Origin of the sequence: Streptomyces sp. NPDC057445 (assembly GCF_042802855.1) — a bacterium.
Taxonomy (GTDB): Bacteria; Actinomycetota; Actinomycetes; order Streptomycetales; family Streptomycetaceae; genus Streptomyces.
In genome coordinates this window covers 204,795-222,392 of record NZ_JBHVDH010000006.1, presented here as the reverse complement: position 1 = coordinate 222,392, position 17,598 = coordinate 204,795, and the positions used below count along the sequence as shown (strand labels likewise).

Below are 17,598 nucleotides of genomic sequence, written 5' to 3'. Positions count from 1 at the left end.
GCCCGGCCCCTACGGACAGGGCGTCCCGGCCCGCCCCGGGTGCGAAGGACCCGGGACGGACCGGCACATGTGCCGTCAGGCCTGGCGGCGAACCTCCACCACGCGGAAGCGGTTCGACACGAACGCGCCGTCGCACAGCGCGGCGTTCGCCGCCGGATTGCCGCCGGAGCCGTGGAAGTCGGAGAAGGCCGCCGTCTGGTTCACATAGACGCCGCCGGTCAGGTTCAGCGAAAGCTGCGCGGACTCCTCCAGGCAGACATCCTCGACGGCACGCTCGGTCTCCTGCGAGGTCGTGTACGCCCCGACCGTCATCGCGCCCTTGTCACGGACCGTACGGCGCAGGAGTTCCACCGCGTCCTGGGTCGAGTCGACCGCGACCGCGAACGACACCGGGCCGAAGCACTCTGACAGATAGGACGCCTCGTCGTCGGGCTTGGCGCCGTCGAGCTTCACGATCACCGGCGTACGCACCACGGCGCCGGGGAAGTCCGGGTTGGTGACCTCGCGCGAGGCCAGGGCCACCTCGCCCAGCCCGGCCGCGGCCTCCAGACGGGACTTCACATCAGGGTTGACCAGGGCGCCCAGCAGTGCGTTCGCCCGGGCGTCGTCACCCAGGAGGCCACCGACCGCGGCACCGAGGTCGGCGACGACCTCGTCGTACGACTTGTGGCCCGCGTCCGTGGTGATGCCGTCGCGCGGAATCAGCAGGTTCTGCGGAGTCGTGCACATCTGACCGCTGTACAGCGACAGGGAGAACGCCAGGTTGGACAGCATTCCCTTGTAGTTGTCGGTGGAGTCGATGACGACGGTGTTGACGCCGGCCTTCTCCGTGTAGACCTGGGCCTGGCGGGCATTGGCCTCCAGCCAGTCACCGAAGGCCGTGGAGCCCGTGTAGTCGATGATCTTGATCTCGGGACGCACGGCGAGGGTCTTCGCGATGCCCTCGCCGGGGCGCTCGACGGCCAGCGCGACCAGGTTCGGATCGAAGCCCGCCTCGCTGAGCACCTCGCGGGCGACCCGCACCGTCAGTGCCAGCGGGAGCACGGCGCGGGGGTGCGGCTTGACCAGGACCGGGTTGCCGGTGGCCAGGGAGGCGAACAGGCCCGGGTAGCCGTTCCACGTCGGGAAGGTGTTGCACCCGATCAGCAGCGAGATGCCGCGCGGGGCGGCCGTGAACGCCTTGCGCAGCTCCAGGGGGTCGCGCTTGCCCTGTGGCTTCGACCAGTCGGCCGCCGCGGGGGTGCGCATCTGCTCCTCGTACGCATACGCCACGGCCTCCAGGCCGCGGTCCTGGGCGTGCGGGCCGCCGGCCTGGAACGCCATCATGAACGCCTGGCCGCTCGTGTGCATGACGGCGTGCGCGAACTCATGGGTGCGGGCACTGATCCTGGACAGGATCTCCAGACACACCAGGGCCCGGGCCTCCGGTCCGGCCTCGCGCCAGGCCGCCATGCCCGCGCGCATCGCGGGCAGCAGGACGTCGATGTCCGGGTGGGGATACTCGATCCCCAACTCCGGGCCATAGGGGGACACTTCGCCGCCGGTCCAGCCGTCGGTGCCGGGCTGGTCCAGCTCGAAACGGGTGCCCAGCAGGGCCTGGTAGGCCGCGAGGCCATCGGCCGCACCGGTCTCGCCGTAGGCCTTGGGGTGCTCCGGGTGCGGTGACCAGTACGCCCGGGAGCGGATCGCCTCAAGGGCCTGGTCGAGCGTCGGCCGGTGGGTCTCGGTCAGCTGCATGAAAGACCAACTCCTCGTCGAGCTGGGCAGGGGAACGCGGACAGAGTTAGAGTAACCGAACGATCGGTCGGGACAAGGGGGGTCCGCAGAACCTGTGGACAACTCGTAGGGGAGGATCGCAGCCATGACCGCCACCGAGGCCGCCGCGCACGTCTCAGACGTCACGGAGGCCGCTGACGTCACCCACGCCACCGACGCGATCGAGCCGAGCAGCGCCGTCGCCGTCGTGGGCACCGGCACGATGGGCCAGGGCATCGCCCAGGTCGCACTCGTCGCCGGCCACCGGGTCCGCCTCTACGACGCCGTCCCCGGCCGGGCCCCGGAGGCCGCGGAGGCGATCGGCGCACGTCTGGACCGGCTGGTCGAGAAGGGCCGGATGGACGCCTCGGCCCGCGACGCGGCCCGCGGGCGGCTGCACCCCGCGGCGGACCTCTCCGAGCTCGCGGACTGCGCACTGGTGGTCGAGGCGGTGCTCGAGCAGCTCGACGTGAAGCAGCAGCTCTTCGGCGAGCTGGAGAAGATCGTCGCCGAGGACTGTCTCCTCGCCACCAACACGTCCTCGCTCTCCGTCACCGCCATCGCCGGCGCCCTGCGTCTGCCCGGCCGGTTCGTCGGACTGCACTTCTTCAATCCCGCTCCGCTGCTCCCGCTCGTCGAGGTCGTCAGCGGCTTCGCCACCGACGGGACCGCGGCCACCCGCGCGTACGCGACGGCGAAGGCCTGGGGCAAGACCCCGGTGCGCTGCGCCGACACCCCCGGGTTCATCGTCAACCGCGTCGCGCGCCCCTTCTACGCCGAAGCGCTGCGGGTCCATGAGGAGCGCGGCGCCGACCCGGCCACGATCGACGCTGTCCTGCGCGAGTGCGGCGGCTTCAGGATGGGCCCGTTCGAGCTCACCGATCTGATCGGCCAGGATGTCAATGAGGCCGTGACCCGCTCCGTGTGGGAGTCCTTCTTCCAGGACCCGAAGTTCACGCCTTCGCTCGCCCAGCGCCGCCTGGTCCAGTCGGGACGTCTCGGCCGCAAATCGGGCCAGGGCTGGTTCCCGTACGCGGAAGGCACCGAGCGGCCCGAGCCGCAGACCGCCTCTCCCGCGAAGGTCCCCGAGGCGATCACCGTCCGAGGTGACCTGGGGCCCGCGGAGCCGCTCGTGGCCCTCTTCGAGGAAGCCGGCATCAAGGTCCGGCGCAGGGGCGGCGGAGGGTTCATCGGACTGCCCCGAGGCGGGCGGCTGTGTCTCGCGGACGGTGAGACGTCCGTCGAGTTCTACGACCAAGAGATCATCCACTTCGATCTGGCGCTCGACTACGCCGCGGCCACCCGGATCGCCGTGTCCACCGCCGCGACGACCTCACCGGAGAGCCTCCAGGAGGCGATCGGCCTCTTCCAGGCCATCGGCAAGCGGGTGTCCGTGATCGAGGACGTACCGGGAATGATCGTCGCCCGTACGGTCGCGATGCTGGCGGACATCGCCGCGGACGCGGTCGACCGGGGCGTCGCATCGGCCGAGGACGTCGACACCGCGATGCGGCTCGGTGTGAACTACCCGGCAGGCCCCCTGGAGTGGGCCGCCGAGGTGGGGTTCCAGCGGATCTGCGACCTCCTGGGGGAGCTGCACGAGCGCTACCCCACGGGCCGGTACGCGCCGTCCCTCGGGACGGTCCGCCGCGGGTACGAGGAGAACGGGGACAGCTGATGACCACCGCCAGACGGGACACGTACACCCCGGAGACGCTGCTGTCCGTCGCGGTCAGCGTCTTCAACGAGCGCGGATACGACGGCACCTCCATGGAGCACCTGTCCAAGGCCGCCGGTATCTCCAAGTCGTCGATATACCACCATGTCGCGGGCAAGGAGGAGCTGCTTCGCCGCGCGGTGAGCCGGGCCCTCGACGGGCTCTTCGGGATCCTCGACGAGCCGGGGGCGCTGCGCGGGCGGGCCATCGAGCGGGTCGAGTACGTGACCCGGCGCACCGTGGAGGTGCTGATGGCCGAGCTTCCCTACGTCACGCTGCTGCTGCGGGTGCGTGGCAACACCAGGACCGAGCGCTGGGCCATGGAGCGGCGCCGCGATTTCGACCACAAGGTCGCCGATCTGCTCAAGGCCGCCGCCGCGGAAGGCGATCTCCGGGCCGACATGGACATGCGGCTGGCGACCCGGCTGCTCTTCGGCATGGTCAACTCCCTGGTGGAGTGGTACCGGCCGCAGGCGGGCACCGGATACGACCGGGAGCAGGTGGCCGACGCGGTCGTACGGCTCGCCTTCGACGGGCTGCGCACGGCCTCGTAGTTCGCCCCCGGTGAGCCGGAGCCCCACGGGTTCCGGCTCCTTCGGCATGCCCGTCAGCGCGCCGGATCCGGGTCCAGGTCGGTTTCCTCGAAGACCAGCAGCGTGCGCGTCGAGAGCACTTCGGGGATCGACTGGAGCTTGGTCAGCACGAGCTCACGCAGAGTGCGGTTGTCCGGGGTGTGGACCAGCAGCAGTACGTCGAAGTCGCCGCTGACCAGCGCGATGTGGGCGGCACCCGGCAGTTCCTGGAGCTGTTCGCGGACCGTCCGCCAGGAGTTCTGCACGATCTTGAGGGTGATGTAGGCGGAGGCTCCGTGCCCGGCGCGCTCGTGGTTCACACGGGCGCTGAAGCCGCGGATCACGCCGTCCTCGATGAGACGGTTGATGCGGGCGTACGCGTTGGCGCGCGAGACATGCACCCGCTCGGCGACGGAGCGTATCGAGGCGCGACCGTCCGTCTGCAGGATGCGCAGGATGTCACGGTCGATCGGATCGAGGGGACGCGGCGGCGGGCCCTGGGCGGCTCCGGGCACGGCTTCGTAGACGGTGCGGTCCTCGCCGTCGGCCATTTGTTCAGCTGCCACGTCCCCCCGCCTCTCTGTCGTGGACGACCTGTATCTATCCCAGGCTGTGGAGAACCGTTTGTCCACAGGCTGGAGGTGCCTGTAGCCAAAATGCGCCCACGACCGAACAATCGGTAGGTGAGGCGCCTCACACTCCGCGCCCTTCCACGGGTCTTTATGCCCGCTCCCACGAGGAGGTGCTCGCGTTGAAGAAGAGCAGCATGACGGTCCAGGAGCGGCCGGGTGCCGCTTACCGGCCCACCCCGCCGCCGGCGTGGAAGCCGCGCACCGACCCCGCGCCGCTGCTGCCGGACGCGGAGCCGTACCGCGTACTCGGTACGGACGCGGCGGACGGAGCCGACCCTCAGCTGCTGCTGCGGCTGTACGCCGAGCTGGTGCGCGGCCGCAGGTACAACGCGCAGGCGACCGCGCTGACCAAGCAGGGCCGGCTCGCCGTCTACCCCTCGAGCACCGGCCAGGAGGCGTGCGAGGTCGCGGCCGCGCTCGTCCTGGAGGAGCGGGACTGGCTCTTCCCCAGCTACCGGGACACCCTCGCGGCCGTCGCCCGCGGCCTCGACCCCGTCCAGGCGCTCACCCTGCTCCGCGGCGACTGGCACACCGGGTACGACCCCCGCGAGCACCGCATAGCGCCTCTGTGCACCCCGCTCGCCACTCAGCTTCCGCACGCCGTGGGCCTGGCGCACGCGGCGCGTCTCAAGGGCGACGACGTCGTCGCGCTCGCCATGGTCGGCGACGGGGGCACCAGCGAGGGCGACTTCCATGAGGCGCTCAACTTCGCCGCCGTGTGGCAGGCGCCCGTCGTCTTCTTCGTGCAGAACAACGGCTTCGCGATCTCCGTCCCGCTCGCCAAGCAGACCGCGGCGCCCTCTCTCGCCCACAAGGCGGTCGGCTACGGAATGCCGGGCCGGCTCGTCGACGGGAACGACGCGGCCGCGGTGCACGAGGTGCTGGCCGAAGCGGTCGCGCGGGCGCGGCGCGGTGGCGGTCCGACTCTCGTCGAGGCCGTCACCTACCGCATGGACGCGCACACGAACGCGGACGACGCGACCCGCTACCGGGCCGAGGGCGAGGTGGAGGCCTGGCGCGAGCACGACCCGATCCGGCTGCTGGAGCGGGAGCTGACCGGACGGGGGCTGCTCGACGACGAGACCGTACGGGCGGCAGGCGAGGCCGCGGAGACGATGGCCGCACAGCTGAGGGAGCGGATGAACGCCGATCCGGTGCTCGACCCCATGGACCTGTTCGCCCATGTCTACGCAGAACAGACCAGCCAGCTGCGGGAGCAGGCGGCGCAACTGCGCGCCGAGCTGGACGCCGAGGGCACAGAGGCAGCGCACGGCGCGGAGGGCGACGCACGATGAGCACGGCGACTGCCAGGCAGAGCAAGCCCGCCACGATGGCGCAGGCCCTCCAGCGGGCCATGCGCGACGCGATGGCGGAGGACCCGTCCGTCCATGTCATGGGTGAGGACGTCGGCACACTCGGAGGCGTCTTCCGGGTGACCGACGGGCTCGCCAAGGAATTCGGTGAGGACCGCTGTACGGACACGCCGCTCGCCGAGGCCGGCATCCTCGGGACGGCCGTCGGCATGGCGATGTACGGGCTGCGGCCCGTCGTGGAGATGCAGTTCGACGCGTTCGCCTATCCGGCGTTCGAGCAGCTGATCAGCCATGTCGCCCGCATGCGGAACCGTACGCGGGGCGCCATGCCCATGCCGATCACGGTGCGTGTGCCCTACGGCGGCGGGATCGGTGGCGTCGAGCACCACAGCGACTCCTCAGAGGCGTACTACATGGCGACTCCGGGGCTCCATGTCGTCACGCCCGCGACGGTCGAGGACGCCTACGGGCTGCTGAGGGCGGCCATCGCCTCCGACGACCCGGTGGTCTTCCTCGAGCCGAAGCGCCTGTACTGGTCGAAGGCCGACTGGTCGCCCGAAGCCCCGGCCGCCGTGGAACCGATCGGTCGCGCGCTCGTACGGCGCCAGGGGCGGAGCGCCACCCTCATCACCTACGGCCCGTCCTTGCCCGTCTGCATGGAGGCCGCCGAGGCGGCGCGGGCCGAGGGCTGGGATCTCGAGGTCGTCGATCTGCGTTCGCTCGTGCCCTTCGACGACGAGACGGTGTGTGCGTCGGTGCGGCGCACCGGCCGTGCCGTCGTCGTTCATGAGTCGAACGGCTTCGGTGGTCCCGGAGGGGAGATCGCCGCCCGGGTCACCGAGCGCTGCTTCCATCACCTGGAGGCCCCGGTGCTGCGGGTGGCCGGCTTTGACATTCCGTACCCACCGCCGATGCTGGAACGACACCATCTGCCGGGCGTGGACCGGATCCTGGACGCGGTGGCCCGGCTTCAGTGGGAGGCGGACAGCTGATGGCCCAGGTGCTCGAATTCAAGCTGCCCGACCTCGGTGAAGGACTGACCGAGGCGGAGATCGTGCGCTGGCTGGTCGCTGTGGGCGATGTCGTCGCCATCGACCAGCCGGTCGTGGAGGTCGAAACGGCCAAGGCGATGGTGGAAGTGCCGTGCCCGTACGCGGGTGTGGTCACCGCGCGCTTCGGCGAGGAGGGCGCGGAGCTGCCGGTCGGAGCGCCCCTGCTGACCGTCGCGGTGGGCGCGGCGGAACCGGCGCCCGGGGACTCCGGGGCGACGGGTGCCTCCGGTGCCACGGGTGTCTCGGGGAACGAGACCTCCGGCAATGTGCTGGTGGGATACGGAACGGGCGCCCCGGCTGCCCGCCGCCGCCGGATCAGGCCGACGGGACTGTCATCCCATGGCGGCTCCGCCTCCTACGCCGCCCACGGCGCGGCCGGCTCCGTCGGCCCCGCGAGTGCCGGATCCCGTACGGCATCCGGCAGTGCGGGAGACTCCTCGGCAGAAACCACCCGTACGGCCGGGATGCATTCCTCCGGCGGGCACACCCCGCCGGAGCCCGTGTGGGACAGCACGGTGGAGAGCCCGGCGCCCGAGGAAGTCATCGGGGAGGGGCACAGTGGTTCCGTCGGGGCCATGGCCGAGGAGCGGCCCGCCATCGCGGCCGCACCTCGCGGCGAAGGGCCCGTCGCGGTGATCTCGCCCCTGGTGCGAAAGCTGGCCAGAGAGAACGGGGTCGATCTGCGGGAGCTGCAGGGATCCGGACCCGATGGGCTGATCCTGCGGGCCGATGTGGAGCTTGCGATAGGGGCCGACACCGGCCCCGCCTCGCAGCGGCCGGCCGCGCCCGTCGTGGCGCCCACGCCGACGACCGCCCCGACGTCCGCGCCTGCGCCGGCCGCCGCGCCTGTCGCCTCTGGCGGCGAACGGATCCCGCTGCGTGGGGTGCGAGGGGCCGTCGCGGAGAAGCTGTCCCGCAGCCGACGGGAGATTCCCGACGCGACCTGCTGGGTCGACGCGGACGCGACCGAGCTCATGGCAGCACGCAAGGCGATGAACGCCGCGGGTGGGCCGAAGATCTCGCTGCTCGCGCTGCTCGCCAGGATCTGTACGGCCGCGCTCGCCCGTTACCCCGAGCTGAACTCCACTGTCGATCTGACCGCCAAGGAGATCGTGCGTCTGCCCGCGGTGCATCTCGGCTTCGCGGCCCAGACCGAGCGCGGTCTGGTCGTCCCCGTCGTGCGGGACGCCCACAACCGCACGGCCGAGTCGCTCACCGAGGAGTTCGTCCGGCTGACGGACAAGGCGCGGCAGGGCAGCCTCACACCGGCGGATCTCACCGGCGGCACGTTCACGCTGAACAACTACGGCGTGTTCGGGGTCGACGGCTCCACACCGATCATCAACCACCCGGAGGCGGCGATGCTGGGCGTAGGCCGCATCGTGCCGAAGCCCTGGGTGCACGAGGGCGAGCTGGCGGTCCGCCAGGTCGTACAGCTTTCGCTCACCTTCGACCACCGGGTGTGTGACGGCGGTACGGCGGGCGGCTTCCTCCGGTATGTGGCCGACTGCGTGGAGAGTCCGGCGGTGCTGCTGCGCACGCTGTAACCCCGGCCGGTCCGGCAGGGGTGATCACGGCCCATACTGCTGGGGTGACTGCGGATGCGGAGTACGACGCGATCGTGCTGGCCGGCGGGGCCGCCCGGCGTCTGGGCGGTGCGGACAAGCCCGGTGTGAGCGTCGGTGGCCGCGCGCTGCTCGACCGTGTGCTCACGGTCTGCCGGGGCGCCGGCCGGACCGTCGTCGTCGGTGGTCGACGGGCCACCGCGCGCCCCGTGCTGTGGGCGCGCGAGGCCCCGCCCGGCGGCGGGCCGCTGGCCGCGCTCGACGCCGGGGTACGGCTGGTGGAGGCCGAGACCGTTCTCGTGTTCTCGGCGGACCTGCCGTTCCTCGGCGATGCGACGGTGCGGCGGCTGCTCGCGGCCCTGGACACGAGCGGGCGGGAAGGCGCGCTGCTCACCGATCAGGACGGGCGGGACCAGCCGCTTGTCGCGGCCTACCGGACCGAGCCGCTGCGCCGGGAACTGGCTCTCATCGCCACCGAGTACGGCGGACTCGCCGGACTGCCGCTGCGCCTGCTCACACAGGAGCTGGAGCTCGAGCGGGCCGCCGCGGGGCCCCTCGACTCCATCGACTGCGACACCTGGGACGACATCGCCGCAGCCCGTGCCCGCATCAGGGAGCATGGGAATGTGCTGGATGAATGGATCAACGCGGTCAAGGATGAACTCGGCATCGAGCTCGACGTCGACACCGGCCTCCTGCTCGACCTCGCGCGGGACGCCGCGCACGGTGTCGCCAGGCCCGCGGCGCCGCTCACCACGTTCCTGGTCGGCTATGCGGCGGCCAGGGCAGGCGGTGACGGCGTCCAGGCAGTGGCCGAAGCGGCCCGCAAGGCGGCAGCGCTCGCCGACAGGTGGGCGGCGGAAGCCGATGGTGCCACCGACGGGGCCGGAAAAGACGAGGCCGGCACCTGATGACCGGACAGGACCACGAACTCGACGCTCCGCGCGTTGCCGGACAGAGCGGCGCCGGAGGGTCCGGTACGGGTCCGGGCGACCGCGCCCGGGCGGATGCCCCCACCGGGAGAGCCGCCGCCGACGCAGATGCTCCCGCCCTCGCTGACGCAGGGGCGGGTGCCGACGACGGCGTCGAGGACGCCCTCGCCCTGGTGGGGCGGCAGTCGGCGCACGCCGGAGCGCGTGCGCCGGGTACCCCCCACCGGGCGACGCCCTGGCCCGGAGCACGCCTGGTCGCGGCACGCGCCGGCAGCGCGACTCCGCTCCGCACCCGGCGCGCTCCTCTTGGCCAGGCCCTTGGGCAGGTGCTCGCCGAGCCGCTGACGGCCCTCACCGATCTGCCGTCCTTCGACACCTCCGCCATGGACGGCTGGGCGGTCTCCGGGCCAGGCCCCTGGACCGTGGAGAGCGGTGGCGGCATCCTCGCCGGGCACGGCGAGCAGGAGCCTCTGACCGACGGCGCGGCGGTACGCATCGCAACCGGCGCCCGGGTCCCGGCCGGTGCCACGGCCGTGGTGCGCAGCGAACACTCCCGCACCGACAGCAGCGGCCATCTGTACGCCAAGCGTCCGGTGACCCATGGTCAGGACATCAGACCCCGCGGCCAGGAATGCCGCTCCGGGGACCAACTCGTGCCCGCGGGAGGCACGGTGACACCCGCCGTGCTCGGGCTGGCCGCGGCAGCGGGCTACGACCAGTTGCTCACCGTCCGCCGACCGCGCATCGAAGTACTCGTGCTGGGTGATGAGTTGCTCACCGAGGGGCTGCCCCATGACGGGCTCATCCGTGACGCCCTCGGTCCCATGATCGGGCCGTGGCTGCGAGCTCTCGGTGCGGAGGTCCTTGCCACCCGTCGCATCGGTGACGACGCCGATGCGCTGTACGACGCCGTTGCCTCATCGGAGGCGGAGCTCGTCATCACCACCGGCGGCACTGCGGCAGGCCCCGTCGACCATGTCCATCCGGTGCTACGGAAGGCCGGAGCCGAGCTGCTGGTCGACGGCGTCGCCGTACGTCCCGGGCATCCGATGCTGCTGGCGCGGCTCGCGCACGGCCGGTATCTGGTGGGGCTGCCCGGGAATCCGCTGGCCGCCGTGTCCGGGCTTGTCACGCTTGCCGAGCCGCTGCTGCGGGGGATGTCCGGGCGCGCCGCAACCCCCGCCCCGTACCGCGCGTCACTACGGGACGAGGTGCACGGTCATCCGTATGACACGCGGCTGGTGCCGGTGGTGCGCCGTGGCGAGGTGCTCGTACCGCTGCACTACAACGGTCCGGCCATGCTGCGGGGTATCGCCGCCGCGCATGGACTTGCCGTCGTACCGCCCGGCGGGGCGGGCGCCGGTGACGAGCTGGAGGTCCTCGACCTGCCCTGGTCGCCGACCACCGAAGGGTGTTTCACGTGAAACTTCCAGGCCATGACGCGATGGCCCGGCAGGCCGATGAACAGCTGGTCACCGCGCGGGTGAGAATGCCGCGCCGTGTCGTCCAGCGTCCCCTGCGCCAGGTCAGCAAGCGGCTGCTGATGGCTCTGATGGTGCTGGCGCTGACCGTTTTCATCGTCTACGCCGACGCCGACGGCTACCACGACAACGCCGACGAGAAAGTCGACTTCCTCGACTCCGTCTACTACGCGACCGTCACCCTCTCCACCACCGGGTACGGCGACATCGTTCCGCACAGCGACAGTGCCCGGCTGGTCAATGTGCTTCTGGTGACGCCGCTGCGCGTGCTCTTTCTGATCATCCTGGTCGGTACCACTCTCGAGGTCCTCACCGAGCGGACCCGGGAGGAGTGGCGGCTGAACCGCTGGAGGGCCACCTTGCGGGACCACACCGTTGTCGTCGGCTATGGCACGAAGGGACGTTCCGCGATCCAGACCCTGTGCGCGACGGGCCTGAGGAAAGAACAGATCGTCGTGGTGGATCCGAGTTCCAAAGCCATCGAGTCGGCCACCGCGGACGGGTTCGCCGGGGTTCTCGGCGATGCGACCCGAAGCGATGTGCTGTTGCGTGCCGAGTCGCAGAAGGCGCGACAGATCGTGATCGCCGCACAGCGCGACGACACGGCGGTGCTGGTGACGCTCACCGCGCGTCAGCTCAACCGGGGGGCAAAGATCGTCGCCGCCGTACGCGAGGAGGAGAACGCACCGCTGCTGCGCCAGTCCGGAGCAGATGCGGTGATCACCAGCGCCAGTGCGGCGGGCCGACTGCTCGGGCTGTCCGTGCTCAGCCCCAGTGCGGGCACCGTGATGGAGGATCTGATCCAGCAGGGCAGTGGGCTCGATCTCATCGAACGTCCGGTGATAAAGAGCGAGGTCGGCAAGAGTGTCCGGGAGACGGACGATCTGGTCGTCAGCGTGCTGCGCGGCCACCGGCTGCTCGGCTACGACGATCCCAAGGCGAGCCCGCTGCAGTTGACGGACCGTCTGATCACCATCGTGCGGGCGACGAACGCTCCGCACATCGGTGCCGTGGAGTAACGACCGAGGCAGGCCGGAGTAGCCTCGCGGCCATGCATGCGATCACGATTCCCGAACCAGGTGGTCCCGAGGCGCTGGTGTGGGCGGAGGCGCCCGATGTCGAGCCCGGCGAGGGGGAAGTCCTCGTCGAGGTTGTCGCAAGCGCCGTCAACCGCGCGGATGTGCTGCAGCGACAGGGCTTCTACGACCCGCCGCCCGGTGCGTCACCGTACCCCGGGCTGGAGTGCTCGGGGCGCATCGTCGAGCTCGGCCCCGGGGTGTCCGGATGGAGTGTGGGCAATGAGGTGTGCGCCCTGCTGTCGGGCGGCGGCTACGCGGAGAAGGTGGCCGTGCCCGTCGGTCAGCTGCTGCCGGTACCGAAAGGTGTGGACCTGGTCACGGCCGCGGCCCTGCCCGAGGTGACGTGCACGGTGTGGTCGAACGTCTTCATGGTGGCGCATCTGCGGCCCGGCGAGACACTGCTGGCACACGGCGGTGCGAGCGGGATCGGCACGATGGCGATCCAGTTGGCCAAGGCAGTGGGCGCGAAGGTGGCGGTCACCGCGGGCGGTCCGGAGAAGCTGCGTCGCTGTGCGGAGCTGGGCGCGGACATTCTGATCGACTACCGCGAGCAGGACTTCGTGGAGGAGATCAGGAACGGCACGGAGGGTGCGGGGGCGGATGTCATCCTCGACATCATCGGAGCGAAGTATCTCGACCGGAACGTCCGGGCGTTGGCGGTGAACGGGCGGCTCGCGGTGATCGGTATGCAGGGCGGGGTGAAGGGCGAGCTGAACCTCGGAGTCCTGCTGGGCAAGCGGGGAGCAGTGACAGCGACATCGCTGCGGGGACGGCCGCTGCATGAGAAAGCGGCCATCGTGGCTGCGGTGCGGGAGCATGTGTGGCCCCTGATCGAGGCCGGGGCGGTGCGACCCGTGGTGGATCGCGTCGTGCCGATGCCCGAAGCGGCGGAGGCGCACCGGGTGCTGGAGTCGGGCGAGCATGTGGGCAAGGTGGTCCTGGTGGCGCCTGCTGCCGGCTGAGACCAGTTGTGGGCAGCTGCTTGCCGCGGGACGTCGCGTACCTGCCGCATCCACGCCGCTCGGGGTGAGTCGGGACGGTGAGTCCCGGAACGGCGCGGGCCCCGTTCCCCCTGCCGGGGAACGGGGCCCTGTCGCACGGCTCGCTAGAGGTACGGACCGCCCGAGCGGATGGCGCTGCTGGGGGATTCGTCATCGTCATGAGGGGCGCCGGGCGGGAGAGCGCGGCGCATCTGTTCGAGCTGGGCACGGGCCGCCATCTGCTGGGCGAACAGCGCGGTCTGGATGCCGTGGAAGAGGCCTTCCAGCCAGCCGACCAACTGGGCCTGTGCGATACGCAGTTCCGCCTCCGAGGGGATCGCCTCGTCGGTGAACGGCAGGGAAAGACGCTCCAGTTCCTCGACAAGCTCCGGAGCAAGGCCGTCTTCGAGCTCCTTGACCGAGCCCCTGTGGATCTCCTTGAGCCTGACACGGCTGGCCTCGTCCAGAGGTGCCGCCCGCACTTCCTCCAGCAGCTGCTTGATCATGCTGCCGATGCGCATGACCTTCGCAGGCTGTTCGACCATTTCCGTCACCGGGACCTCGCGCGACTCGTCGTCACCTTGACCGCCGCCGAGCGCCATCCCGTCCTGTCCCACGATGAAGACCTGGGGGCTCTCCTGCGACCGTTCATTCCTCGGCATCTCCATGCCGCCCATTCTCTCGCACATGTGCCTCACCACACGGTGTGCCCCCGTAGGAGGGTGATCCACCCTCCTACGGGGGCACAGACCGGGAAACAGGCCGGTCGGGTCGCCGTGGCTACCGGCAGGTAACGCCGGCCCCGGTCACGTCGCCTCGCGACGCGCCAGCGCCCCGCGGGAGCGGGTGACGAGCGCCGCGAGGACGGCCGCCCCGACCGGGACCGCGACCAGGAGGGCGGCCAGGGTCTCCCAGGGGAAGACGATCAGGATCTGCGGCGGGCTGAACCCGGCGAAGCCCGAGTCGAGCGCCTCCTCGTACCACTTCATCTGCTCGCGCCGCTCGGTCAGCCGCAGCCCCACCGCGGGCAGCACGCCGGCCGCGGAGCCCAGCACCACACCCATCGCGGCCACCACCCCGCACTGGAAGCCGCTGAGCGTGCGCCGCACCCGTGGCGGGGCGCCGACGGCCGCCAGCGTCTTGAGGTCCGCCTCGGCGTCGGCCTGGGCGAGCCCGGTGGCGATACCGGCCGCACCGATGGTGATCAGTCCGGCGAACACGGTCAGCGCCAGCAGCACGATGTTGTTCTCGCTGGTGTAGCCCTCCTCGATGTGGAGCATGGCATCCACGCCCGACTTGTCGAGCTCACCGTCGAGCTTCTGCCGCTGCTCGGTGGTCGGCGCCCGGTCGGTCGTGAAGTACGCGCCGAAGGGGACCGTGGTCAGGCCGGCCGCCTTGGCCGCCGACGGGGGAACGATCATGGACACGCCGTACGACGTGACCTTTCCTGGCACCTGGTAGGCCGGGAACGTCTTGACCGTGCCCGGCGCCTCCTTGCCCGCCTCGGACGCCTTGTCGGCCGCCTCGATGTCGGTGATCAGCTTGATCCGGATGGCGCCGCCTTTGTCGATCTTGCGCTTGTCGAACGAGACGATCTTGCCGTCGGCCAGAGCCTTCACCGCGGTCCGGTCCTCGACGGCGAGGGCTTTCAGCAGCTTCGCGTCACCCACGACCACCCCGTCCGCGGCATAGGCGGACCCGCTGTCCTCCTGGCAGCGCCAGTCCTTGGCGAGGGCCCGGCGCTGGGCCTTGGTGAACTTGTCCGCCGGATCCCCGATCCCGGGCGCGCTGGGCCACAGCGGGCACTGGTTGGGCTTCGGTACGACGACCTCGTACCGGCCGCAGCCGTCGCTGCCGCCGTAGGACATCGCGCACTGCTTCTTTCCGACGGAGATACGTTCCACATCGGCCCGGACATCGACCGGCAGATACTTCTGCACCGCAGCACGGGCCTGGGCGACGTCACGGCCGCCGGGCTCGTCGATCACCAGGGAGACCGCTCCGCGCGGCAGCTGTGCCTCGTACTCGGCCGCGCCCTGGGCGTCCCTGCTCGCCGCATACGTCGCCACGGCGACCGTGCCTGCGACCGCGGCCAGCACTGCGGCCACCGCAGGTGCCGTGCGGCCCCGGTTGCGTACGGCGTCGCGCAGCGCGAGCCTCGGCGAGAGCGGCAGCCAGCGGCCGGTCCGGCCGAAGAGGCCCACCAGCGCGGGTGTCAGAGCCACCACGCCCAGTTCGGCGATCGCGCTGCCGCCCGCGACGACGATGGAGTCATCGGTGTAGAGCGAGCCGTACAGGGCGATCGCGGCGCCGAGCCCCACCGCGACCAGGCCGACAAGGGGCAGCACCCTGCTGCTGCGGCGCACACCCCGGCGGCCCGTGAGCGACGCCAGGACGGTCTGTCTGGAGGCCGTGACGGCGGGGACGATCGCCGCCAGCAGACCGGTCATCACGGCGAGCAGCCCGATGCCGAGCAGTTCCAGCGGCCGGATGTCGAAGCTGCCGAAGCGCGAGCCGATGTACTCCTCGAGCAGTGGGCGCAGGGCGAACGTCAAGGCCAGACCGAGGGTCGTCCCCACGACAGCGGCGACGACCCCGATGACCAGACCGCCCGCCAGGACGATGGCCCGGATATGGCGGCGGTCGCCGCCGTTGGCACCGACCAGCCCGAGCTGCCGGCGGGAGCGCCGGGCGCCCACTGCGAAGGCGGGCCCGGCCAGCAGGCAGATCTCCAGCATGGCGAGGCCGACGACGGTGCCGACCGCGGCGAGTGCCGCTGCCTGCGCCCCGGTGCTCTCCTCGAAGGCGCCTCCCCACTCGTCGGACTGGTACAGGGGAACGTCCGAATCGGCGGGCGGATCGAGCTGCACGGCCCGCGAAGCCACCGTGACGCCCTTGGTGTTGGCCTCCTTGACCATGTTCCACGTGAAACCACCCGAAACGGCCAGCAGATAGGTGCTGTTCTTGTCGGCGCCGGGCAGGTTGTCCGCCTTCAGCGCTTTGTCGAGCGGGTCGAGCAGCGCGCCGGGAAGCGCGTTGACCTGGTCCGTCGTGAGTGAGTCGGGCAGCTCGTACGATCCGACGATCGTGTACTGCCGCTCGAGCCCGCGCGCCGCGACCTTGGAGCCCACGTCCAGCCCGCTGGATTCCAGGAAGTGGGTCGTCGCCGCCACTTCGCCGGCATCCTTGGGGAATCTGCCACTGACGAGCGTCATGATGCCGTCGGCCATCGGGTCGGCGGACTTGAGCTCACGGATCTCGGTGTTCAGCAGTCCGTGTGCGGTGCGCAGCTTGCCGGAACCGGTCGAGTCCTCCAGGGACTTCGCTCCGGCCGGCACGGCCTTGCTCACGTCCGTCGTGCCCTCGGGCCATGCCTTGCCGTCGAGGTTCTCGGCCGGGGCGTAGTTCTGGCCGTCGGGGGCCTGGTGGAGCGGTGCTCCGCCCAAACCGGCGTCGGAGAGCCGGGCATCGGCCGCTCCGAGCGAGCGCTCAAGGCTCTGCTCGGTGGAGAGTTCGGCGCTGCGCAGCGTCAGATCGGCGGCGCTGACTCCGAGGATCGGCAGCGCGATCATCGCCAGGACGAGGAAGCTCCGTCCCTTGAAGCGCCAGGCGTCACGGCGGGCGATGCGTATCGCGGCCCGCCAGGAGTGGTACCAGTTCGTCACCGCTCGGCCGCCTGCCCGCTCAGCAGGGAGTCCGCCTCGCTGCGGAAGGTCTGGTCGACGACCGCGCCGTCGCGCAGAAACACGACACGGTCGGCCCAGGCCGCGAAGCGCGGCTCATGGGTGACGAGAATGCCGGCGGCACCCGCGTCGCAGCGGGCGCGCAGCAGCGCGAGCACGGACTCGCCGGTCTCCGAGTCCAGGGCACCGGTGGGCTCGTCGGCGAGGACGAGACGGCGCTCGCCGACCAGGGCGCGGGCGATCGCCACCCGCTGCTGCTGGCCGCCGGACATCTCGTCCGGGAAGCGTTCGGCGAGTTGGGCCAGATCCATCTCTTCCAGGGCAGCCAGGGCCTCGGTGCGGGCCTTGCGGGCGGAGGTGCCGTCGAGTTCCCGCGGAAGGGCGATGTTCTCGGCCGCGGTGAGTGCCGGGATGAGGTTGTAGTCCTGGAAGACGTAACCGATGCTGCGGCGGCGCAGGGCGGCGAGCGTCTTGCGGTCGGCGGTGGTGATGTCGGTGTTCTCGACGATCACACTGCCGGAGCTCGGAGTGTCGAGTCCGCCGGCGATGGTGAGGAGCGTGGACTTGCCGGAGCCGGACGGGCCCATGACGGCGACGAGTTCGCCCGGGAAGACATCGAGGTCGACTCCCCGCAGGGCGTGCACCTCGGTGGCCCCGCTGCCGTGGGTGCGGGTCAGCTGCCGCAGTTGCAGCACAGGCTGCTGCGACGGTCGTTGCTGTGGATGCTGCTGGAGCTGCTGGGACTGGTCGGACATGGTGGGGGTCCCCCCCTTGGGCGTACGCGAAGGGCGTAAGCGAGCGGATGTGAAGAGATGCGGCGGGCGAGACGGGAGCCGG

14 protein-coding genes are annotated in these 17,598 nt (G+C 71.0%); 9 read left to right on the top strand and 5 right to left on the bottom strand.

Annotation, left to right across the window (positions count from 1 at the left end):
• Window positions 1–75: 75 nt before the first annotated feature.
• Complete coding sequence (paaN, locus tag ACFU5O_RS16660) at window positions 76–1,737, bottom strand: phenylacetic acid degradation protein PaaN (RefSeq protein ID WP_384240790.1); 1,662 nt, start codon at window positions 1,735–1,737, stop codon at window positions 76–78.
• 124 nt (window positions 1,738–1,861) lie between these two features.
• On the opposite strand from paaN, the gene ACFU5O_RS16655 reads away from it, so the two are divergent.
• Together ACFU5O_RS16655 and ACFU5O_RS16650 are read left to right on the top strand one after the other, a co-directional pair.
• The gene (locus ACFU5O_RS16655; protein WP_384240788.1) at window positions 1,862–3,433 is read left to right on the top strand and encodes a 3-hydroxyacyl-CoA dehydrogenase; all 1,572 of its coding nucleotides are present in this window, start codon (window positions 1,862–1,864) and stop codon (window positions 3,431–3,433) included.
• Complete coding sequence (locus ACFU5O_RS16650; protein WP_384240786.1) at window positions 3,433–4,026, top strand: TetR/AcrR family transcriptional regulator; 594 nt, start codon at window positions 3,433–3,435, stop codon at window positions 4,024–4,026. The genes ACFU5O_RS16655 and ACFU5O_RS16650 overlap by 1 nt, the downstream gene beginning before the upstream one ends.
• 53 nt (window positions 4,027–4,079) lie before the next feature.
• Here ACFU5O_RS16650 and ACFU5O_RS16645 read toward each other — a convergent pair whose 3' ends face one another.
• Window positions 4,080–4,595: an Lrp/AsnC family transcriptional regulator gene (locus tag ACFU5O_RS16645; protein WP_384241093.1), complete on the bottom strand. Its 516-nt coding sequence runs from the start codon at window positions 4,593–4,595 to the stop codon at window positions 4,080–4,082.
• Window positions 4,596–4,810: 215 nt separating this feature from the next.
• On the opposite strand from ACFU5O_RS16645, the gene pdhA reads away from it, so the two are divergent.
• From pdhA to ACFU5O_RS16610, 7 genes are read left to right on the top strand one after another with little or no spacing between them, the layout of a single operon-like run.
• A complete protein-coding gene (gene pdhA, locus ACFU5O_RS16640; RefSeq protein WP_384241091.1) occupies window positions 4,811–5,971 on the top strand; it encodes a pyruvate dehydrogenase (acetyl-transferring) E1 component subunit alpha in 1,161 nt (386 codons plus the stop codon).
• Window positions 5,968–6,981, top strand: coding sequence for an alpha-ketoacid dehydrogenase subunit beta (locus tag ACFU5O_RS16635; RefSeq protein WP_384240784.1), 1,014 nt, complete (start codon window positions 5,968–5,970; stop codon window positions 6,979–6,981). Before pdhA ends, ACFU5O_RS16635 begins: the two co-directional genes overlap by 4 nt.
• Window positions 6,981–8,588, top strand: coding sequence for a 2-oxo acid dehydrogenase subunit E2 (locus tag ACFU5O_RS16630; RefSeq protein ID WP_384240782.1), 1,608 nt, complete (start codon window positions 6,981–6,983; stop codon window positions 8,586–8,588). The genes ACFU5O_RS16635 and ACFU5O_RS16630 overlap by 1 nt, the downstream gene beginning before the upstream one ends.
• 44 nt (window positions 8,589–8,632) lie before the next feature.
• On the top strand, window positions 8,633–9,517 hold the full coding sequence (locus tag ACFU5O_RS16625) for an NTP transferase domain-containing protein (protein WP_384240780.1): 885 nt from the start codon (window positions 8,633–8,635) through the stop codon (window positions 9,515–9,517).
• Window positions 9,517–10,962, top strand: coding sequence for a molybdopterin molybdotransferase MoeA (locus ACFU5O_RS16620; protein ID WP_384240777.1), 1,446 nt, complete (start codon window positions 9,517–9,519; stop codon window positions 10,960–10,962). The genes ACFU5O_RS16625 and ACFU5O_RS16620 overlap by 1 nt, the downstream gene beginning before the upstream one ends.
• A gap of 20 nt (window positions 10,963–10,982) precedes the next feature.
• Window positions 10,983–12,038 (top strand): potassium channel family protein, encoded by a 1,056-nt coding sequence (locus tag ACFU5O_RS16615; protein WP_384241088.1) that lies wholly within the window; start codon window positions 10,983–10,985, stop codon window positions 12,036–12,038.
• A 32-nt stretch (window positions 12,039–12,070) separates the two neighbouring features.
• Complete coding sequence (locus tag ACFU5O_RS16610) at window positions 12,071–13,060, top strand: NAD(P)H-quinone oxidoreductase (RefSeq protein WP_384240776.1); 990 nt, start codon at window positions 12,071–12,073, stop codon at window positions 13,058–13,060.
• A gap of 143 nt (window positions 13,061–13,203) precedes the next feature.
• Here the strand turns inward: ACFU5O_RS16610 and ACFU5O_RS16605 are convergent, their stop codons facing one another.
• From ACFU5O_RS16605 to ACFU5O_RS16595, 3 genes are all read right to left on the bottom strand, one after another.
• Window positions 13,204–13,746: a bacterial proteasome activator family protein gene (locus ACFU5O_RS16605; protein WP_384240774.1), complete on the bottom strand. Its 543-nt coding sequence runs from the start codon at window positions 13,744–13,746 to the stop codon at window positions 13,204–13,206.
• A gap of 138 nt (window positions 13,747–13,884) precedes the next feature.
• Entirely contained in the window at window positions 13,885–16,743 is a 2,859-nt protein-coding gene (locus ACFU5O_RS16600; RefSeq protein WP_384240772.1) for an FtsX-like permease family protein, read from the bottom strand.
• Window positions 16,740–17,516, bottom strand: a complete 777-nt coding sequence (locus tag ACFU5O_RS16595) for an ABC transporter ATP-binding protein (protein WP_384240771.1) — start codon at window positions 17,514–17,516, stop codon at window positions 16,740–16,742. The genes ACFU5O_RS16600 and ACFU5O_RS16595 overlap by 4 nt, the downstream gene beginning before the upstream one ends.
• Window positions 17,517–17,598 lie beyond the last annotated feature (82 nt).